The 19,820-nt window shown below is 44.3% G+C and carries 6 protein-coding genes and 1 tRNA gene; 3 read left to right on the top strand and 4 right to left on the bottom strand.

What is annotated here, in order from left to right; all coding sequences use genetic code 11:
* Positions 1–428: 428 nt before the first annotated feature.
* From rnr to ACPD8L_RS10955, 3 genes are read left to right on the top strand one after another with little or no spacing between them, the layout of a single operon-like run.
* Positions 429–2,612 carry a ribonuclease R gene (gene rnr / locus ACPD8L_RS10965; protein WP_423943368.1) on the top strand — a complete coding sequence of 728 codons (2,184 nt, stop codon included), beginning with the start codon at positions 429–431 and terminating at the stop codon, positions 2,610–2,612.
* Between the two features lie 52 nt (positions 2,613–2,664).
* A complete protein-coding gene (locus ACPD8L_RS10960; RefSeq protein ID WP_423943367.1) occupies positions 2,665–3,345 on the top strand; it encodes a head GIN domain-containing protein in 681 nt (226 codons plus the stop codon).
* A 6-nt stretch (positions 3,346–3,351) separates the two neighbouring features.
* A complete protein-coding gene (locus ACPD8L_RS10955; protein WP_116216653.1) occupies positions 3,352–4,011 on the top strand; it encodes a LysE family translocator in 660 nt (219 codons plus the stop codon).
* A gap of 27 nt (positions 4,012–4,038) precedes the next feature.
* Here the strand turns inward: ACPD8L_RS10955 and ACPD8L_RS10950 are convergent.
* The 4 genes from ACPD8L_RS10950 to ACPD8L_RS10935 all read right to left on the bottom strand — a co-directional run bounded on the left by ACPD8L_RS10950 (position 4,039) and on the right by ACPD8L_RS10935 (position 19,820).
* A tRNA-Cys gene (locus tag ACPD8L_RS10950) sits at positions 4,039–4,109 on the bottom strand.
* Between the two features lie 45 nt (positions 4,110–4,154).
* A complete protein-coding gene (gene folB, locus ACPD8L_RS10945; protein WP_116216654.1) occupies positions 4,155–4,517 on the bottom strand; it encodes a dihydroneopterin aldolase in 363 nt (120 codons plus the stop codon).
* Between the two features lie 43 nt (positions 4,518–4,560).
* Positions 4,561–5,511: a PorP/SprF family type IX secretion system membrane protein gene (locus ACPD8L_RS10940; RefSeq protein ID WP_116217608.1), complete on the bottom strand. Its 951-nt coding sequence runs from the start codon at positions 5,509–5,511 to the stop codon at positions 4,561–4,563.
* A 20-nt stretch (positions 5,512–5,531) separates the two neighbouring features.
* Entirely contained in the window at positions 5,532–19,820 is a 14,289-nt protein-coding gene (locus ACPD8L_RS10935; RefSeq protein WP_423943365.1) for a T9SS type B sorting domain-containing protein, read from the bottom strand.

The following is a 19,820-nucleotide window of genomic DNA, read 5'->3' as shown; positions in this document are numbered from 1 at the left end:
CTAAAAAATACATGCAATACAAGAATTTCCTTTGGTTCAACCGATAATCCATTAAAAATTAATCAACCTATTGGAAACATTATTTTACAGTAATTAACATTAAAGACATATTAAGTTTTCAATAAATTCATGTTGAAAACGGTTATCAAAAATCGTTCATAAAAAACCTAACCGTTTGATTTCTAAAAATATTTGTAACTGAAAAATTGTCAATAAAATTCTCTTACTGTTCAAAGCAATTTTTTTTCGGAAATATTATTCCATATTTCAACATACTATCATAATCACCATTTTTAATTTTTTAAAAAAGAAAGAAAAGAGATTATATTGATTATTGTTGATAAAAGCGGTTGGGGACTATGATTAGTTCATAGATCATAGTGCCTCAAGGATTATAATTTGTATTTTTCAAAAAAATAGAAATGTAAATGTCAAAGAAAAAGAAGAGGGCCAGAAGTCAGCGGAAGAATGAGATTACAAGAGGCATTTTCACAGTACTGGAGAAAGAACCATCCAAAAGCTTTAATTATAAGCAAATAGCTTCAAAACTTGGAATTACGGATACCCAAGACCGTAATGAACTCATTAAACGATTGGGACAGCTCAAGTCCAGTGATCGGATTGTTGAGGAAGAAAGGGGCAAATACAAAAAGAAACCATCTGTACATACCTATTTTACTGGTAAAATGGATTTGACCTCCAGCGGTAATGGCTATGTTATCGTTGATGAGTTGGAGGATGACATTTTTGTACCCTACAACCGATTGAACAAGGCGTTTCATGGTGATACGGTAGAAGTATTTTTAAAACCGAGAAGGAAGGGGAAAAAGCAGGAAGGGGAAATCTCCAAAGTATTGGAACGCAAGAAAACTTCCTTTGTGGGGATTTTGGACAAACAGAAAACCTTTGCCTTTGTCCGTCCTACCGACCCTAGGATGTACACGGATATCTTTATCCCCCAAGAAAAGATGAAAAAGGCCAATAATGGGGACAAGGTACTGGTACATATTGGCGACTGGCCTAATGATGCCGATTCACCTTATGGTGAAATTATTGAGGTTTTGGGAAAACCAGGCGAGCACAATACTGAAATCCATGCCATTTTAGCGGAATATGGCCTGCCGTACGAGTTCCCCTATGAAGTGGAACAGTTTGCCAATACGTTGGACACCTCCATTAAGGAATCGGAGATAGCCAAGCGGAGGGATATGCGTGAGGTACTTACCTTTACCATAGATCCAAAGGATGCGAAGGATTTTGATGATGCCCTATCGTTCCAAAAATTGGAGAATGGAAACTATGAGATTGGAATCCATATTGCGGATGTATCCCATTACGTACTCCCTGATACCATTTTAGAGGAAGAAGCCTATAATAGGGCCACATCGGTGTATTTGGTGGATCGGGTGGTTCCCATGTTGCCCGAGGTATTGTCCAACAATGCCTGTTCTCTTCGGCCCAATGAGGAGAAATATACGTTCTCAGCTGTTTTTGAAATGGATGACAAGGCTCGTTTGGTGGACCAGTGGTTTGGAAGAACTGCTATCAACTCCAACGAACGGTTTGCCTATGAAGAGGCACAGCATGTTATTGAGACAGGAGAAGCACAAATTCCAGAGGATATTTCCATTCGAGGAAAAGAGTATTCGGTTTCCGATGAGATTGTGGAGGCTATTTTAACCTTTGATAGATTGGCCAAAATCATGCGGACCGCACGTATGGATGCCGGCGCCATTTCATTTGATAAGATTGAGGTACGATTCAATCTCAATGACAAAAGTGAGCCGGAAAGTGTTTATTTTAAAGAGGCCAAGGATGCCAATAAGCTCATTGAAGAGTTTATGCTCTTGGCGAATAGGAAGGTGGCCGAGTTTATAGGCAAGCAAAAGAAAACCTTTGTATATCGAATACACGATGAACCCGATCAGGAGAAATTAATGGCCTTGAACGGGGTTGTTTCCAGATTTGGACATAGCATCAACCTTAAGGATAGAAAGAGTGTCAATAAATCTTTAAACCAGTTGTTGGAAGATGTAAAGGGAAAGAAAGAACAGAATTTGGTGGATACCTTGGCCATTCGCAGTATGAGCAAGGCCATCTATACCACGGAGAATATTGGTCATTACGGTTTGGGGTTTGACTACTACACCCATTTTACATCGCCCATTAGACGATATCCAGATGTCATGGTCCACCGATTACTGCAGTATTATTTGGATGGAGGCAAGTCGGCAAAATCCGTGGTTTATGAAGAAAAATGTAAACATTCATCGGATATGGAACTCTTGGCGGCCAATGCAGAAAGGGATTCGGTTAAATACATGCAGATCAAGTTCATGGAAGATCATAAAGACCAAGAATTCTTGGGTGTGATTTCCGGGGTTACCGAATGGGGCATATATGTGGAAATTGTTGAAAATAAGTGCGAAGGAATGGTGAGGATCAGGGACATCAAGGACGATTACTATGTTTTTGATGACCGTCAGTATGCCATTATTGGTGAGCGGACCAAGCGAATGTATCAGTTGGGTGACGAGGTCTATGTGATGGTAAAGGATACGGATTTGATGAAAAGGCATTTGGACTTTTCGTTGATCGGCAAAAAGGAATAATACTATTTTGGAATAAAATTTGTTATCCTATTGAGAACCAAATTTTTGAGACATGAAACCAATTACGATTGTTTTACTGTTGCTTTCCTTACAGTGCCTGAATGCACAAGACCGGGAGATTGTAAAAGATCTTCAGAAGTTTACAGAAGTCAAGGGTTTCGATGGGCTATCCATACACCTTATCAAATCCACTGAAAACAAAGCGGTCATTACCGGAGCCAATACCGATAAAGTGGCCATTGTGAACAATGATGGGGTATTGAAAATCCGCATGGAAATCGATAAAATTTTCAGCGGGTACCGAACGTATATCGATTTATACCATACCGAGGCCCTAAATGTCATTGATGTGAATGAGGAAGCCAGAATGTATTCCGATGAGACCTATGTGCAAGATGTCTTGGAACTGAAAGCACAGGAGGGTGGGGAACTTGAAATTGCGTGTCAGGTAGACCAATTATTGATAAAGGCCGTATCTGGAGGCGAAATTTTGGTTTCCGGTTTTTCCAACAATCAAGATATTATCATCAATACGGGGGGAGAATATTACGCCAAAGCCTTTAAGACAAAATTTACGACCATTCGTGTGAATGCAGGTGGAAATGCCGAGATTTACGCCACAGATTATGTCAAGGCCAATGTCAAGGCAGGAGGAGAGGTCCTTGTGTATGGTGATCCAGTAAAAATGGACGAATCCACTGTTTTTGGTGGAAAAATAAAGAGAGTGGAATAATACAATATGATCGACGATATCCAAGCAGCGATACCCTTGGGATTTTTACTGAGCTTTATGATCGGGCCGGTTTTCTTTGTTCTGTTGGAAACCAGCGCCACAAAAGGATTTAGGGCTGGGGTAAGTTTTGATGTAGGGGTGATCATTGCCGATATCGTTTTTTTGGTCATTGCCTATTTCAGTAGTTTCCAATTGCTTGAAAACCTGAGTAACCAGCCTGGACTTTTTGTGTTTGGCGGTATGATTTTGTTGGTGTATGGCATTGTCCTCTTTATGAAAAAACCAGGAAAAAAGGCCAATCTTAAAGCTACAAAAGGAAACTATCTGGTGCTTATGGCCAAAGGGTTTTTGTTGAATTTTATAAATATTGGGGTATTGGCATTCTGGTTGGGACTTCTCATTGTAGTGGGCCCAAGCTTGGACAATGATCCCAACAGAATATTGGTTTTCTTCGGAACGGTGATAGCAGTATATTTTGGTACCGATTTACTAAAGATCATACTGGCCAAACAACTCAAAAAGTACTTGACCCATGAACGGATAGTCCTTATTAAAAAGGGATTGGGCCTGGTATTGGTCATATGCGGTATTGTGCTCATTACCAAAGGGTTTCTTCCCAAGGATGAGTTCAATATAAAACAAGAAATAGAACGGATAAGTGAATAAAAAAACCCAACATTTGTTGGGTTTTTGAGGCATCGAGCGGATTCGAACCGCTGTACAAGCTTTTGCAGAGCTGTGCCTAGCCACTCGGCCACGATGCCATACAGGAGTGCAAATGTACTACTTTTTTTAGCTTGCCCAAACCCTTATTTTGGCCTTTCCAATTCTAAAACAGCAGTTACACTTTCTACATCACCGCCTATGGGTGGGTTAATTTTGGAAACTTCAACAATCACATTTGTCACTTCAGGTATTTCTTGGAGAATACGATTGATGATACGTTTTGCAACGTGCTCCAAAAGATTGGAGCGGATGCCCATTTCTTCCTTTACAATATTGTTCAGATGAACATAGTCGACCGTTTCACTAAGTTTATCGGATTCGGCAGGTAAAGATAGGTCCGCGGATATTTCCAAATCCACACGATAATCACTGCCAATGAGCATTTCTTCCTTTAAACATCCATGATTGGAATGTATCCTGATATTGTTTACCCTAATTTTTCCCACAAGAGTTGAATTGAAGGGCAAAAATAGATCAAAACCAGCTAAATCAATACATACATCTACAATTGCTTATCCCTTGGAAGAGATCCATACCCACGGTAAGTACATGTGTTCCTGTACTATATCCTAAAATTTCGTTGGTAATGACCTGATAGGAATAGCCAAAATAGAAATTACTTTTTTTAAATCCTGCTATTGGAGCTATGTACAATGGAGAACCGAATTGATCGTTCAAAAAACGATAGGTGAGTCCCACATAATAGTAATCCTCAAAATCATGGAATCTGAACTTGGCATTAAGGTCTGTTACGGAACGGTTATCACTTTCGAACCATTGGAAGAAAACAGAGGGTTCCAGTTCCAGTTTGCTGTTCTTGTTTTTGGAAAAACTATATCCTGTGTACAGGTAATAGTTTCTTAAGGTATTGGGTTCAAAAACAGGATTGAACTGTTCCAAATTCTTGTTGAGGATGTTGGATGCATTGAGGCTCAAATAGAACTTATCATATCGGTAAAGCACTCCAAGATCAAAATTGTGGTTGGTAGTGGCTTTGTCATCCGTAGGAAGTTGTCCATTGTTTGCCGTAAAGTTCTCTACATCTATCCGAAACTGGTTAAAGTTATAGGAGATTCCAAAAGAGAGAAAAATATCATCATAGCGATCTAGGGTAAGGTGGTGGGCAAAAGATACCCTGGCCCCTCTTTGTTTGGTCTCACCATTGCTATCATTGTACAACAGCATTCCAAGTCCTGATCGGTTTCCTATTCGGGCGTCCGCTGCCAAGGTTTGCGTATCTGGAGCATCCTCAATCCCCACCCACTGGGTCAACCCGTTCAACCGGACCTTTATGTGGTCCCCAATCCCAGCATAGGTTGGGGACATGATAAAGGGGTTGTCAGCTATATACTGGGACAGCTGAGGTATAGTCAATTCCTGCCCTCTGGCCATAAAGGCCAAGAGGAACAGAAAGACAGAGGGATATATTTTCTTTAGCATGGGGTTGCGTAGGTTAAGCATTATTGTCGATATAGGGTAAAGTGGCCCACAAACTCACGGTTATCCAGTTCACCATTTAAACGAATTACGTACCAATAATCACCGGTTGGTAATGGTTTACCGTCATATTCTCCGTTCCAGCCATCGGTGTCCCGGGTCATTTTCTCCACTACTCTACCATAACGATCGTAAATGGTAATTAGTACGTCTGGGAAGCCTTCAATGTTATCTGGAATCCACATATCATTGAGACCATCCCCGTCAGGTGTGAAGAAGTTGGGCATTTCAATATCAATGAACTCCATGAATATCTCTGCAGTGGCTTGACATCCGTTTTGATCGATTACTGTAACGGTATAGGTATCTGTTCTATTGATATAGAAGGTGTTTTCACTTCCGTTGTCAACATCGTCAAAATAGAAGGTGTACGGAGCCACACCACCTTCGGCAACGGCGGTTATCTGGTTAATACTATTGTTTTCCAAGATCAAGGTCAATGGCTCAAAGCCTTCTATGGTGAAATCATAGGTGGTCATACATCCATTGGCGTGGGCAATGGTGATGTAATGATCGCCGGGAGCCATGTTGGTGAAGTCCGCATTCAATTGCATATCGGCTGGATCGGTAGAATCCAAAGCGTACAATACATCGGCAGATACTGTTGGATCTTCAAAGACAATCTCCAAAGAGTTGTTGGGGATGTTTCCGGTACACTCATACATTGGGGTTACCGTGGCCCCTAGGTTTACTCCAGGTTCAATTTCCACAAAGACATTGGTATCACACCCTTGAGCATCCCTAATGAAGACCACATGGGTTCCGGCACTTAGATTTTGGAAGACGGTCTGTCCAGGAACAAAATCGGCATCCGCATTGGAATCCAAAGCTGTTTCGTATGGCGCAGTACCACCCGTAATCTGAAGTTCAAAGGAACCATCGGCACTATCAAAGCAAACTTCATGCATGATATTGATGGCCTCTGCCTGAATAGGCTCGGGTTGTTCAATATCAAACTGGAAGGTCATGAAACATCCATTTACATCTTGGGCAATGACATCATAGGTGCCAGGCGCTAGATCGGTAAAGGTGTTTACCGTATCAAACTGATCTAAGTTGGGTGAAATGGCATATAAAATCTGCCCAGTTCCACCAGAGACTTCCACAGTGATGGTACCATCGTTTATACCAGAACAGGTCGCATCTGTAGATTCCTCACGATCCACTTGCAATGGTGCAGGGTCTACAATTGGGATAACAGGGGAAACCTCAACACAATCTTCACTGGTGACCCTTACATAATAGTCCCCGGCATAAAGACCGTTAAAGACTCCATTGGTATTTGGTCCTGCTACCAAGTTGGTCAAGGCAGCATCGCTGAACAATTCATAGTTATAATTGCCCAGACCGCCCGTTGCATGTGCAATGATGGTACCAGTAGGCTCTCCGAAACAGTTGATAAAGGCTGCGGAATCATCAATGGTAAGGATAAGCTCTGGCACTTCGTCAATGGTTACTTGGTTGGACACCATGGCCGTACAACCATTGCTGTCCCTTACCATGAATTGATAGGCATCGGCCAACATGTTAGGGAAATCATGGTAACTTCCATTGTTGAAGCTTTGCCATGTAGATGTGTTCACATCGTAATATTCATAGGAACCACTTCCTCCGGAGGCAGACAAACGCATACTACCATCCATGGTACAAGTCATTTCGGCGGTCTGAACCAAATTGCTCTCTACTTCATCGGGTTCTTGGATTTGAATTGGACCAACATCCACACCACAGTTCCAGTCGTCAGATATGGTGATGCCATAGTACCCTGCACCCAAACCGGTAAAGGTTGCGCTGCTTTGTACTCCGGAAGTAAACACAATGTTTGTTCCGGTTGCATCGTAAACATTCAATTGGTATTGATATACACCTTGACCACCCAAAACATTAATAGCGGTAATGGAGGCATCATCTTGGCCATAGCAATCCAGCATAGTGGTTGAAGCACTGATGCTTGCAGTAATGTCATCTGGACGAACCAAGGTTATGGTTCTGGTCAAAGGACAACCATTGGCATCGGTGATTTCCACATCAAAGTCACCAGCGGACAATCCTGTGAACAGGAAGCTGGCCACATTATTGGCATTGTACACTTGACTGGTATCGGTATTGGTCAATACAATATTGTAGGGAGCGGTACCACCTGTTGGGGCCACATAAATCTGTCCTTGGTCATTGGTACAGGTAACATTGGCCACTTCCAAAGGTGTGGCATCCAAAGCCGCACTTGGAGAAATGATCTGTACCGTGTTGGAATCTTCCACACAGAATGGGGCACCGGTTTCCGTAACTCGGATATAATAGCTTCCACCCACCAAAAGGTTTGTTGGATCAGGAATCTCAAAAGGATTCACAGCGGTATTACCACTTCCTGTAACCCCTGTGGATGTACCGTCTGTCCTAAACACTTCATAATCGTAGGCACCGGTATATCCTGTAACATCTATTTCCAAGGTTCCAGCCTCACCATAGCACATGGCATGGGATACAACCGATGCTACTACATCAATGGTATCATAAGGAGCTATCGTATAGGTGATTTCCTCATAACATCCTGTGGTATCGTTTGTGGCACGGAATGTATAGTTTCCGGGAATGGACAAATCAAAAGTAGCCGTTGTTGATGTGCTGGAAACCACACTTCCATAAGGGTTTCCTACGGGCAGCAATGCAAAGGTATAGCTATCACCACCAATACTTTCAATCACAGTGATGGTAACCCTTTCAGGATCATTACAAGTAATGACTATGTCCTGTGATGTATTCAATGTGAAAGTGTTCAATGGTTGAACATCAACACTGTCCACATACTCACAGCCATTGGCATCCCTTACAATGTAATTGATAGTCTGTACAGAACCATTATCGGTTACGCCGAATGTAGCATCTTGGGTAAAGCCATTACCATTAAAGCTATAATAGTAGGTGCCCGTTCCGCCATTGGCCGTTACAGTAACAGTAGACTCATCTACGGAATTATCTGGGCTACACACAAAGGCAGAAGCCGTTGCGGAAGCTGTTAAAGCCGTTGGTTCGGTGATGGTTTCCGGCCTGATGTCTTCACAACCCCTAGAGGATACTACACGTACTTCATAATTCCCAGCAGGAAGGTTTTCAAATAATGGCGTGTCTTGCAATGGTCTGCTTGGGGCCCCAACACTTATTCCGATAAGTTCATATCTATATATTGGGTTCGTAGCTGTTGCAGGGTCCAAATTAGCCAAGATACTACCATCACTGCCACCAAAACAGCTTACATTTTGTATGGTTGAAGCCAATAGTGAAGGATTAACCTTATCATCCAATTCCTGGGTCAACGTAAACGTACATGGTGTAGTGGTATCACTGTCTGTAACGGTGAATGTATATGTTCCAGGCTGTGTAAGTGCAGTAAAAATACCTGTGGTGTTGTTTGCTGTGGTCAATCCGTCAGGGAAAACCACTTCAAAGAACAGGTTGGAGGAACCACCAGAAACATTGATGGTTATCTGTCCTCCTGGATCTACAGTACAATCTATTGGTTTTACCACGGTTGCAGTTGCAGACATGGCTTCGCTCAAGACTACTGGCCCAACAGTGGTATCACAACCCCATTGGTCAATGATGTAGACCTCGTAGGAACCTGCCCCTAGGCCAGAGAAAATGGTGCTGGTCTGAGGAGAACCTACATTGCTTCCATTACGGATCAATTGATAGGTGTAGTTGCTTCCCTGACCACCTGTAACTGGGTTGGTGGCTGGGATGCCCACAACCTCGATTTCGCCTTGTAGGTCAACACAGTTTTCATTGTTGACCTGAAGGTCTGCCACTATGGGCAGTGGATCGGCCAAGGTTTCATCCGGTAGTTGCGTAGCGCAGCCAAATTGGTCAATCACCCAGATTTCATACGTACCGGCCACAAGGTTTTCAAACCTTGGGTTGGCCACATAGTTTGAGGAATCATTAGGGTCAGGATTGGCCACAGTGCTCACATAGTACAGATAGCCTCCCCATCCTCCTTGGGCATTGATGATTTCAATGATACCATCGTCATTTCCTGGGGTACAGGTAATATCGGTTATGGCCGTAGCTGCGGTTATGGCTGCAGCTGGACCAGCAATATTAAAAGATTGGGTATACACACAGGCCGCCCCCGGAGGATTGGTGTCGGTAACCTCAATATAGTATGTTCCAGCAGCAAGACCAGTGATGGTAAAACTACCATCAGCATCAGAACCTGTGGTAACCACATCATCGGCCAAGTTGGTGGGCGTATTGTTTATGTCATAATATAGGGTATAGCTTGTTGCACTGGCATAGGTTATGCTAGATGCATCTACCAAGTTCAATTCCACTTCGCCATCTGCGGCACCAAAACAAGTGATATTGGTGGTGCTTACCACATCCAAATCCAATACTTCGGGACTGGCCACGGTATGGGAAACGGAGATGATACATCCCGTAACGGTATTTCTAACTTCAAAGTTATGGATGCCTACGGCCAATCCGGTAAAGCTTCCAGAAGCTTGGAATACGCCTGATGGCAACAACCTAAACTCGTAATTGGCTGGGTCTGTTGTGGAATTGGTGATAGAACCTGTGGCGGTAATGGTGATGTTTTCACCCGTAACACAAGTTGCAACGGCATCAATGGCCACAGAGGCTGATAATAACTCATCAAATGGGGCGATGGTCTCCGTAGTGGTTCCCATACAGCCATTGTTGTCATATACATTGATGATATAACTTCCGCCGGCCATGTTGGTTTCAATGTACACATTGTTCGATCCAGACTGAACCACAACATCATCGCCTGTTGCTACGGTCCCTTGGTTATTGATGAACTCATAAATCACGTAGGTACCACTTCCACCAGTAATTGAGGCCGTATCCACAGTAATAGTGGCATTGTTCATATTGTTGCCCGTGGTACAACCAAACTCTACCACACTGGTGTTGATGTTGGCAATAGGGTCGGGCTGACTTATAATTTGGGTCAAGGTTGCGGTACAACCATTGGCCGCGGTAACCTCAATGGTATAGGTGATTCCTGCAACAGTTCCTTCAAGTCCTGTAAAGGTAGCCGTAGTGGCATTGCTTGAGGTTGGTGCAATTGGGAAGGAAGCAGAACTTCCGGGTCCAGAAATAATTTCAAAGGTATAAGGTCCTGTACCGTTGTCCACGGCGCTTACCGAGATAGTACCATCTGCATCTCCATTACAGGTAACCTCTGAGAAGGATGTAATGCTGAACGAAGGCATAATGGCCGGAGGAACCGATACATTGAATACCCTTGAACATTCAGGGGAAGCGGTATTGTTGTCATAAATGGTGATGATGTAATCCTCTACTGTTGTGGTACTGAACACCAAGGGATTGGTGGACAAGCTTGTTCTGCTGACCACAATTCCAGAACCATCGGAAATTTCATAATCATAGCTTCCAGAGCCTTGAAGTACCTCAAGGGTAATTTCAGCATCAGGGCTTGGAGAACAATCCAAAAGCTTGGTCAATGCCACATCGGCCTGAAGTACGGGATGAACCGTTACGGTATCTGTATCAATACAGCCGTTGCTATCAATGATGGACACATTATAGGTTCCTGCTGCGATATTGTTGAATACCCCACCATTATCAAGATAAGAGGTTCCACCATCCAAAGAATAGAATATTTGTGCGGCCGTAGTGGTTGCCGTAATGGTCACCGTAGCGGGATCGGTACAGTTATCCACAGCGATACCGGTAATTGTCGGATTGGGTGTCAAATCGAGATCCACCGTACCCAAAGGCATGGAACAACCAAATTGATCCTGAATTTCGACAGCATAGGTTCCAGCAGGTGAATTGGCAGGAATCTCAATAGGATTATCAGATGTTGTTGTAATGGTTACAAACGGAGCGGGTCCAGTTACGGTATAGGTATAGATTCCGCCTCCACCAAGAGGGTTTTGAACCTCAATGAGTCCAGAGGCATTACAACTTATGTCTTGTAGGACAACAGGGGTTCCACTCAACGGGTCCAGTTCTATCAATAACTCATTCTCAGTGGCGCCAACACAACTATCATTGTTTGAACCATCTACTTCAACAACTTCGATGAAGTAGTTTCCAGGAGCCAAATTATTGATGGTAACATCCTGTTGTGGAGTAGAGAAGGGAACTATTCCCCCACTATCTGTTACAAAAACAGCAGAACCGGAACTCATATCATACAAGGTCCATCTGAACTGTGTTTCAAAAGGAGCTTGGTTATCGGTTACGGTATAGGTGATACTTCCGTTGTTTGCGCCATCACAGCTTGGAGTGATGCTTGATGTAATTTCCAAAGGAACCGTGATGATATCGTTCACGTTCACGTTACTTTGACGAACACAACCTGCGCTATCCCTAACGTAGAAGGTATAGGTTCTACCAGGGACCAATCCGACAAAGGTGTGGGTTGTTCCCAAAGGCAAAGGAGCGGTCCATGCTGCAGTAGCTGGATTAAAATTGGCCGGGTCGTCCGAATAGGCATATTCATACGGCGCCGTACCGTTTTGTCCTCTCACCGTAACTTGTAGTTCATTACAATTGACAATTATTGGCAATATGGTAATGTCCAAGTCATCCAATGGGTATGGTATAATGAACGGAGGAAGGTCAGTCTGACAAATGGTATTGTTGGATCCATCCACGGTTCTCATGGAAGGATAAACTGTTTGACCAGAAGTATATCCAGTAAATTGATCTGATGTACCTGGAACAGAGTTGTCCCCTATCCATGTGGCACCACCATCGGCACTGAATTGAATGGTTCCCAAAGTGGTGGGATATCCAGAGAATTCAAAACCAAAATCATTGATGTCGCCAGTACAAGTTGCGGGTGTAACCCCTGTCACAACCCCTGTCAACTCATCTGGATTGTTGATGGTCTGTGTATCGGTAATGGTACAGCCTGTGGCATCAGTGACATTGATGGTATAATCCCCGGGCATCAGGTTGTAATAGGTTCTGCTTGAGGCAAGCACATTGGTGTCGGTCTGGTCTGAAGCACCTCCATTGTCCAAATCAACAATCTGAATAGTGTATGGGGCAAGACCTGAAGTGATATCCACCAAAATAGAGCCGGTTCCATCATGACATTCGGGGTCTGTTGGAGTGGCCGTCATGGTCAATGGCGTAGCGGGATTCACGGTCACGGTTTCCATAAACTCACAGAAAGGAGCTGTTGCGGAATTGTCCCTAACATATACATCATAAGTACCTTCGTTACCAGCAGTAACAGTAAAGGTGTTGGTTGGGGAGAAGGATCCAGTTGGATCAGTGGTGGTAGGCACAAAAGCATATTCCAAGGTAGGTGAACCACCAGAAGCGGTAACGGTAATGCTACCATCGGCACAGGTGGTAATGTCCTCAACGGCCACACTGGCAATCAAGGCGTCTACAATGGTCACGTTTTGAAGCGTACCTGTACAACCAAATCCATCCCTTACATTAATGGTATAGTTTCCAGCAGCTAGGCCAGAGAAAGTGTGTGTTGTAGCCGTAGCTGGACTTGGTGTGATCCAAGGACCCCCATTTAAACTAAATTGATAATCGCCATTTCCGCTGGTCACATCCACTTGAATGGTGCCGTCATTGTTTCCACTATAACAGGCTGTGGGCGTAACATCAAATAGGATATCGGCGGGAGGCGCAATGGTAATTGCCGCATCAACAGGGTCTTCACACAGGTTTGTGTCGATAACCCTAACAATATAATCGCCATCGGAAAGACCGGTAAATATGTTGGAAGATTGGTAAGCAACAAGCACACCGCCAACATTATCCTCTAACTGATATTGGTAGGCTGGGGTTCCACCAGTGGCCGAAGCCGTAATGGTAGCCCCTCCATTGGTACAGGTCATCACACTGGTAACAGAGGCCGAAGCAACCAATGCATTGGGTTCTGTTAAAGTTTGATTTAAGATAACTGAACACGCAGGGTCTCTTAGATCTACAATGGTGATAGTATGATTGCCTGCCGTTAATCCGTTTACGGTGATTGGGCTTGCAAATTGAGCTGCAGAAACCGCACCACCATCCACTTGATAGGTAAATCCTGTGGCAGGATCAAAGTTTTCTGCTTCAAAAGTAATGGAACCGTCGGCAACACCATTACAAGAAATATCGGTAAAGGCCGTGATGGCGCCATCAAAGGCGTGGCCATCCTCAACATTGACATCAACCGTCAATGAACCGGAACAAACCTCAGGAGTCTGGAATGCCTGAATATCGTCAATGGCGATGTCATTTCCACCCGTAACAGCAGAGTTGGTACGAATTACAATATCCAAATTGGTATTGGCCCCTGGATTTAGGGTAACCGTATAGTTCTGCCAATCATCAGCATCATTGTTTTTAGGAACCTGTCCTGTTGTGGTACTGGCAATAACAGTACCTACACCGTCAACCAATTGAATATCGATATCAGGATCGGCGCCACCGGTACCAACTCTCAACAAGTTGAAAGCCCATAATGAAATGGTGATATCCCGGTTGGGCACCACTTCAATATCTCTTTTGGCATAGATAATTCCATTGGGTCCTACGGCACCACCTACATTCATGGCCAAGAACCTACCATTGGCCAAGGCGGAATGATCATTAGGGTTTCTCCATGTACCATAGGGGTTTACAATGGTTTGTGTAACTGAATATTCCCCGTCTTGGATATGGGTGTCTATACCCCAACCGCAGGTGTTCACCGTACCATTTTGAGGTTCGTAGCAATAAGCAGGATCCACCTCAGGAATACTGGTGTTGGGTCCTGTTCCAAAAGTTTCCAACAGCAACACACTTGGAGTTGGTGCTGAATTGCTGGTATAGTTTACCGTAATGGTGTGTGATCCAACGGGAACATTGTTAAAGATATTTGAGTTGGCGGGAGTGTTTGGATTCCCATCAATTTCGTAAGTGTAATCAAAATCTGCGCTGTCCGGAGTCAAGGTAATGATGCCTTCGCCATCACATTCGTAGTCTATGGCTGGAGTAACATTAGGTGGGGTGGGAACAGGGTCAATGGTCACCGTCATGGGATAGGTACAAAGATTGGCATCCCTGATGTAAAGTGTATGTGTCCCTGGGAATAGATACCCTATGGAGCTTGATCCATATGTGGACCCACCATCAAAACTGTACTCGTAAGGAGCGGTACCCCCTAAAGCATTGGTAATACGCACCTCAGCACCCAACCCTGGGTTACATTCTGCCAATTGGGTAACGGCGGCAGAAGCGGAAAGGGTCAATGGTTCGGTTATGGTATAAATTTCATCAACGATACAGTTGTTGGCATCCCTAACGCGGATGTTGTAACTGCCCGCAGCTTGGTTCACAAAAGTGTTTGATGCTTGATACGTAGCACCATTGTTGATACTGTATTGATAGGGAGCTTCACCACCTGAAGCGGTGATGGTAATGGTAGCTTGTGCCTCTCCACTACACAAAATTCCTGTATCAGCAACGGAAATGGCCAATGGAGGGTCTTGGGCTATGGTGATATCGTAGGAAGCCTCACAGTATCCAGCAGCGCCATTGTTATCTCGAACATACACATCGTAATCACCGGCACCCGTTACGGTAACGGGGTTGGTGGTTGAAAAATCCCCATCAGCTGGAGTAACCCCATTGCCCACAACAGCGTATACATAGTTGCCATCGCCACCGGCAGCGGTGATGGTAATATCAGTATCTGTTCCGCAAGCAATAATGTTTGGAGCCGAAGCAATCACGCTCAACTCTGGATCAATGGTGATGGAGGCTGAATCTGTACAGCTGTTCCCGTCTCTAACATCAATGGTGTAGGTTCCTGAAGCTAGACCAGAAAATACATTGCTGGCCTGAAATGGGCCTCCATTAAGACTATATTCATAGTTTCCGTCACCACCAGAAGTCACATTGGCGGTGAGGGTGAGGCCTACGGCATCATCATAACAAATGTCGTTGGGTACAATGGCCAAAACAGGGGCCACGGCTTCAATAACATCAAAGGTATCTGTAAAAACACATCCGTTGGAATCGGTAACCGTGTAGGTATAGGTTCCTCCCATGTTAAGATTGGCAAATATTCCGTTTGATTGCGCGGCAGGAAGGACATATCCGACCGGACCTGCAGTGATTTCAAAACTGTTGCCTCCCCATCCTCCTGATGGCGTAATGGTAACCGAACCGTTGGCAATACAGCTAGGTTGGGCAACCACGTGGGAAGCTGTCAATGCTGAAGGTGGTGCGTTTATGGTAACACTGGCCGTATCGGTACAGCTGGTAAAGTTATCTGTTACGGTAATGGTATAGGTTCCTTCGGCCAATCCGGACAAAGAAATGGTTCCATTGGTCTGTGCACTTCCGTTGAAAGTGGCAGGACCTGTTACAGAATAGTCATAATCTGTATTGAAGTTGGCTACATTGAATTGGAGTTCCCCGTCTGTATCACCAAAACAAGTGATATTGCTCAACAATTGCCCTGTCACGGAAATTTCGGTAACGGGGTCTATGGTGTAGCTTTCATCATAGAAACATCCATTACTATCGGTAACCCTGAACATGTACGTGTCTGGGGCCAACCCTGTAAAAGAGTTGTTATTGCCGTTATTAACCGCACTTCCGGCAGGGGAAATAATCTCATAGGTTAAATTGGGTGTGCCTCCTGTAACGGTTAAGGCAACATCGGAAACAAAGGTTGGGCATACTGGATTGGTAGCCGAAAAAGCGATATCCGTTGGGGGATCAAGGGCATCCAATGTAATGGGGTCCATGGTTATGGCACACCCATTGTCGTCCCTAATGGTGATGGTATAGGTGCCATCTGTGAGTCCAGAAAAGGTTTCAGCTCCTGGACCGTTGACAAAATTTACCCCGTCAATACTGTATTCATAGGGAGCTGTGCCCCCGGTTACGTTTTGGGCTTCAATAATACCATTTTGCAAACAGGTATAGTCTTGGGTCAGGACTGCATCCGCATCCAAAGCATTTGTGGGTTGAGAGATGGTGTGATATTCAATATGATCACAAGAAGCGCTTCCATTTTGTTGATTTACAACGAGCACATAATCTCCGGCAGGCAGGTTGGGAAAATACCCAGTAGCATTGGTGGCCAATGCATCTACATAGTCATAGTCCGTGTCGTCAAATCCCGTGGCATCAAATAGATAATAGGTTAACGAATATCCATTGCTATTCAGCAGATTGAAAGTTAGTGCACCGGTAGATTCACCGAAGCAGAGTACATCCGTTACTGTGGTTGGATCAAAATCTGCTGCAGGTTGTGAGTAAACGGTCACTGTATTGGAAAAATCATAACAGTTGTACCCATCGACCACTACAAAGGTGTACTGCCCGGGAGCAGTTGTAGGAATACTAAATGTGGTACCGCTTTGAAATTCGGAAGGTGGAATATCTGCTACTGTAGGGTAGGAAGTAATGGTAGTGCTGGATTCATCCACATAGGACCAGATAGCATATAGATATGGAGTCCTACCCCCAGTTGCTTCTACCTCTACAAGGCCATCTACACAGGTTATATGTTGGTTCACTTGGGCATTGAGGTCCAAATTGGCCAAATCAAGAATAGTGACTTGTTCGGTATAGGTACAACCGTCGTCGGTGGTTACGGTAACATCGTAAACCCCATCGTTTAAGTTCTCAAAGGTGTAGTTGTTGTCTGTGGATGGTCCGTGGGTATCCACTACAGTACCACCTTGCGCTATTTCATAATAGTATTGGGGTTCTACATTGAGCACAGAAATGGCAATTTCACCCAAACCGTTACAGTTGGTGTCTTCTGTGGTGATGTCCACTTGGAAGTTTCTTTCCAGAATCCCAATGTTTTCAAGCATAAACACACAACCATCGGTAACACCTTGTTGTCTCATTTCAACCGCATAGGCACCATTGGTGTCTATATCAAAGCTTGGACTTGGCCCATAAGGAACCAATACGTTTCCTGTGGTTTGATCCAAAAGCTGATATTCGTAGTTGATGGGCATATTGGTCACGGTAATGTTTCCATCCGTATCACAGATAATATCGCTGGAAGTGTATTGTGGGTTGAGCGGGTTCTTGTAAATGTTGAAATAGAACCTGCTGAAACATCCGTTCTGATAGTTGATGACCAATCGGTACTGCCCAGAATCGGAAGCCAAGAAGTCGTTGCCCGTATCTACAGTGTTCCAAGTACAGCTTGCGTTGGTGTTGGCACAACCTGAAACGGCCGATCCACAACTGGTTTCGTCCAATTGTTCCCAGACAATGCTCTGTGCATCAGGAATGTTGACCTGAATAAGCTCGGTGTCATTTAGACCACACAAGAAAATTTCAGGCAATTCGCTACCATCATTGGGACAGATTTGGATTTCGCCATCAATGGTGTTGGAGGTATCGTTGATCAACGCCGTAATAGGATTGCTCTGTACGGAACCGAACAATTCAACCACAATGATTTCCATGAAATCCTTACAGGGATCAGCAACTTGTTTGTCTACAAGATAAGTTCCTGTATCACCTACTAAAATGGTGCTTGGATCGTTGTCGGCATCGGCATCGGTAATGACTGTATCCGTTCCTAGATCAATCTGGTTATTGCCGTTTTCATCACGGTACCAGATATAGTTATCAAAATTATCTCCTGCATCCAAAAGCACAGTGTCACCACAAAGCTGTACGGTCCTACTAAAATTACAGGCGCTGAGGTCATCCAACAAGAAATTGGTGGCCCCAGGTGTGGGGAAACCACAACCATCAAATTCGGACACACTGGGGTCGTCTGTGATCTGCGCATTGTTGATGGCCCCACTATAGGTAGAGTAGGCCAAGTTCTGGATGATATCGGTACAGGCGTCAATAAAATCAAAGCAGTTTTCTGCCACTTGTACACGCATTCGGATAGTAGCCAAAGGATCCCCTTCCTCTACCATACTGTCCGGAACATTGAACAAAATGGTCCGAGTGGCAGGGTCATAGGAGTAGGTTACTCCCGCAGGCATGGAAATACTACCTTCGTCCAAGGTTACGTTGATGGGCAATACATCCCGAATTACATAACCAACGGCATCATCATTACCTACATTTTCAAAGGCGAGTACATAATCCAAGTATTGTCCCAAGTTAACCCCTTGACCAGTAATATCGTTACCGCCGATATCCTCAACGGTTTTGGTCAATTCAATGTTGGGTTCAATGATCTCTACATCCAAAGAGGTAAAGAAGATATCATATTTATCCTGAGTTGAGGAAGCTCTTAAAGTAGCCCCGGTCTCACTGTTTGGAATAACCGTCTGGTTGGGGTTTGGAATGGTGAACAAATCCACATCCCAACCCAAAGTGTTCACACTATTGGGGTTTCGTGTGGTGATAATATTGTCCTCAATGGTAATGTTACTGTTAAAGAAGTTGGTGGTGGGATTCACCGTGTTTCCAAGAGTTGTAAAAGAACCATTGCTGTCCGCACGAATGGCAAGCCTGTCCCCAGAGATTCGGTTGTCTCCTTCCAAAGTGGCCACACCCAATTTTGCACGTACTGGAAATGGTGCGGGCAATGTGGTAAACCCACTAAACGGTACATCTACGGTTTGTCCTGATTTGATACCGGCATACCCGTCAAATGTAGTGATGTATTTACCGGGAAGCGTTGGGTTTTCATAAACCACGACCAAGGTCCAACCTCCAGAAATACCTCCGGTAATGGAGCTTCCGGAACTGGCCCTGACGTTGGCTACAAAATACTCCCCATCAGGGTTGGCCAATGCGGATACCATGGAGGTTACATCCTTATAACAGGCATAGGGACTATAGCTCCCAAAATCGGAATCGTTATATCCATCAAATAAGATTTCATCTGCGGTCAGATCCACATAGGAACCACCAGGAACCCTAAACTTGACCTGATTGAAATCGCTCCTATCACTGCCCTTGTATACCGCGGACCAGTATAGTCCGGCGTAACGTATCAATGAACAGGAAGGGTCGGGTACCGCCAAGGTGGCACTACTGGAACTAAAGGTGGAACCATCCCCGTCTATATCAATGTATTGCATGTTAAGGTCATCATTATATGATGAGCTTGAACCGGTTGCATTGTATGGGTCTTCAGGGTCTCTACTCCCAGAGTCCCTGTTTACTATATTGTTGGCAATAAAGGTCAGATCTCCCCTGAGTTCGTTTTCATAACGTACGTCAAAGGTGTTCTTGACCTGGGAAGTACCCACCCAAGAAATGAGTGCCATCCCTAAGAACAGCAATATTTTATGTAAAGGTTTGGCCAT

The sequence above is a fragment of the Flagellimonas algicida genome (assembly GCF_049629585.1).
In the GTDB taxonomy this organism is placed as follows: domain Bacteria; phylum Bacteroidota; class Bacteroidia; order Flavobacteriales; family Flavobacteriaceae; genus Flagellimonas.
This window is presented reverse-complemented; position numbering and strand designations above follow the sequence as displayed.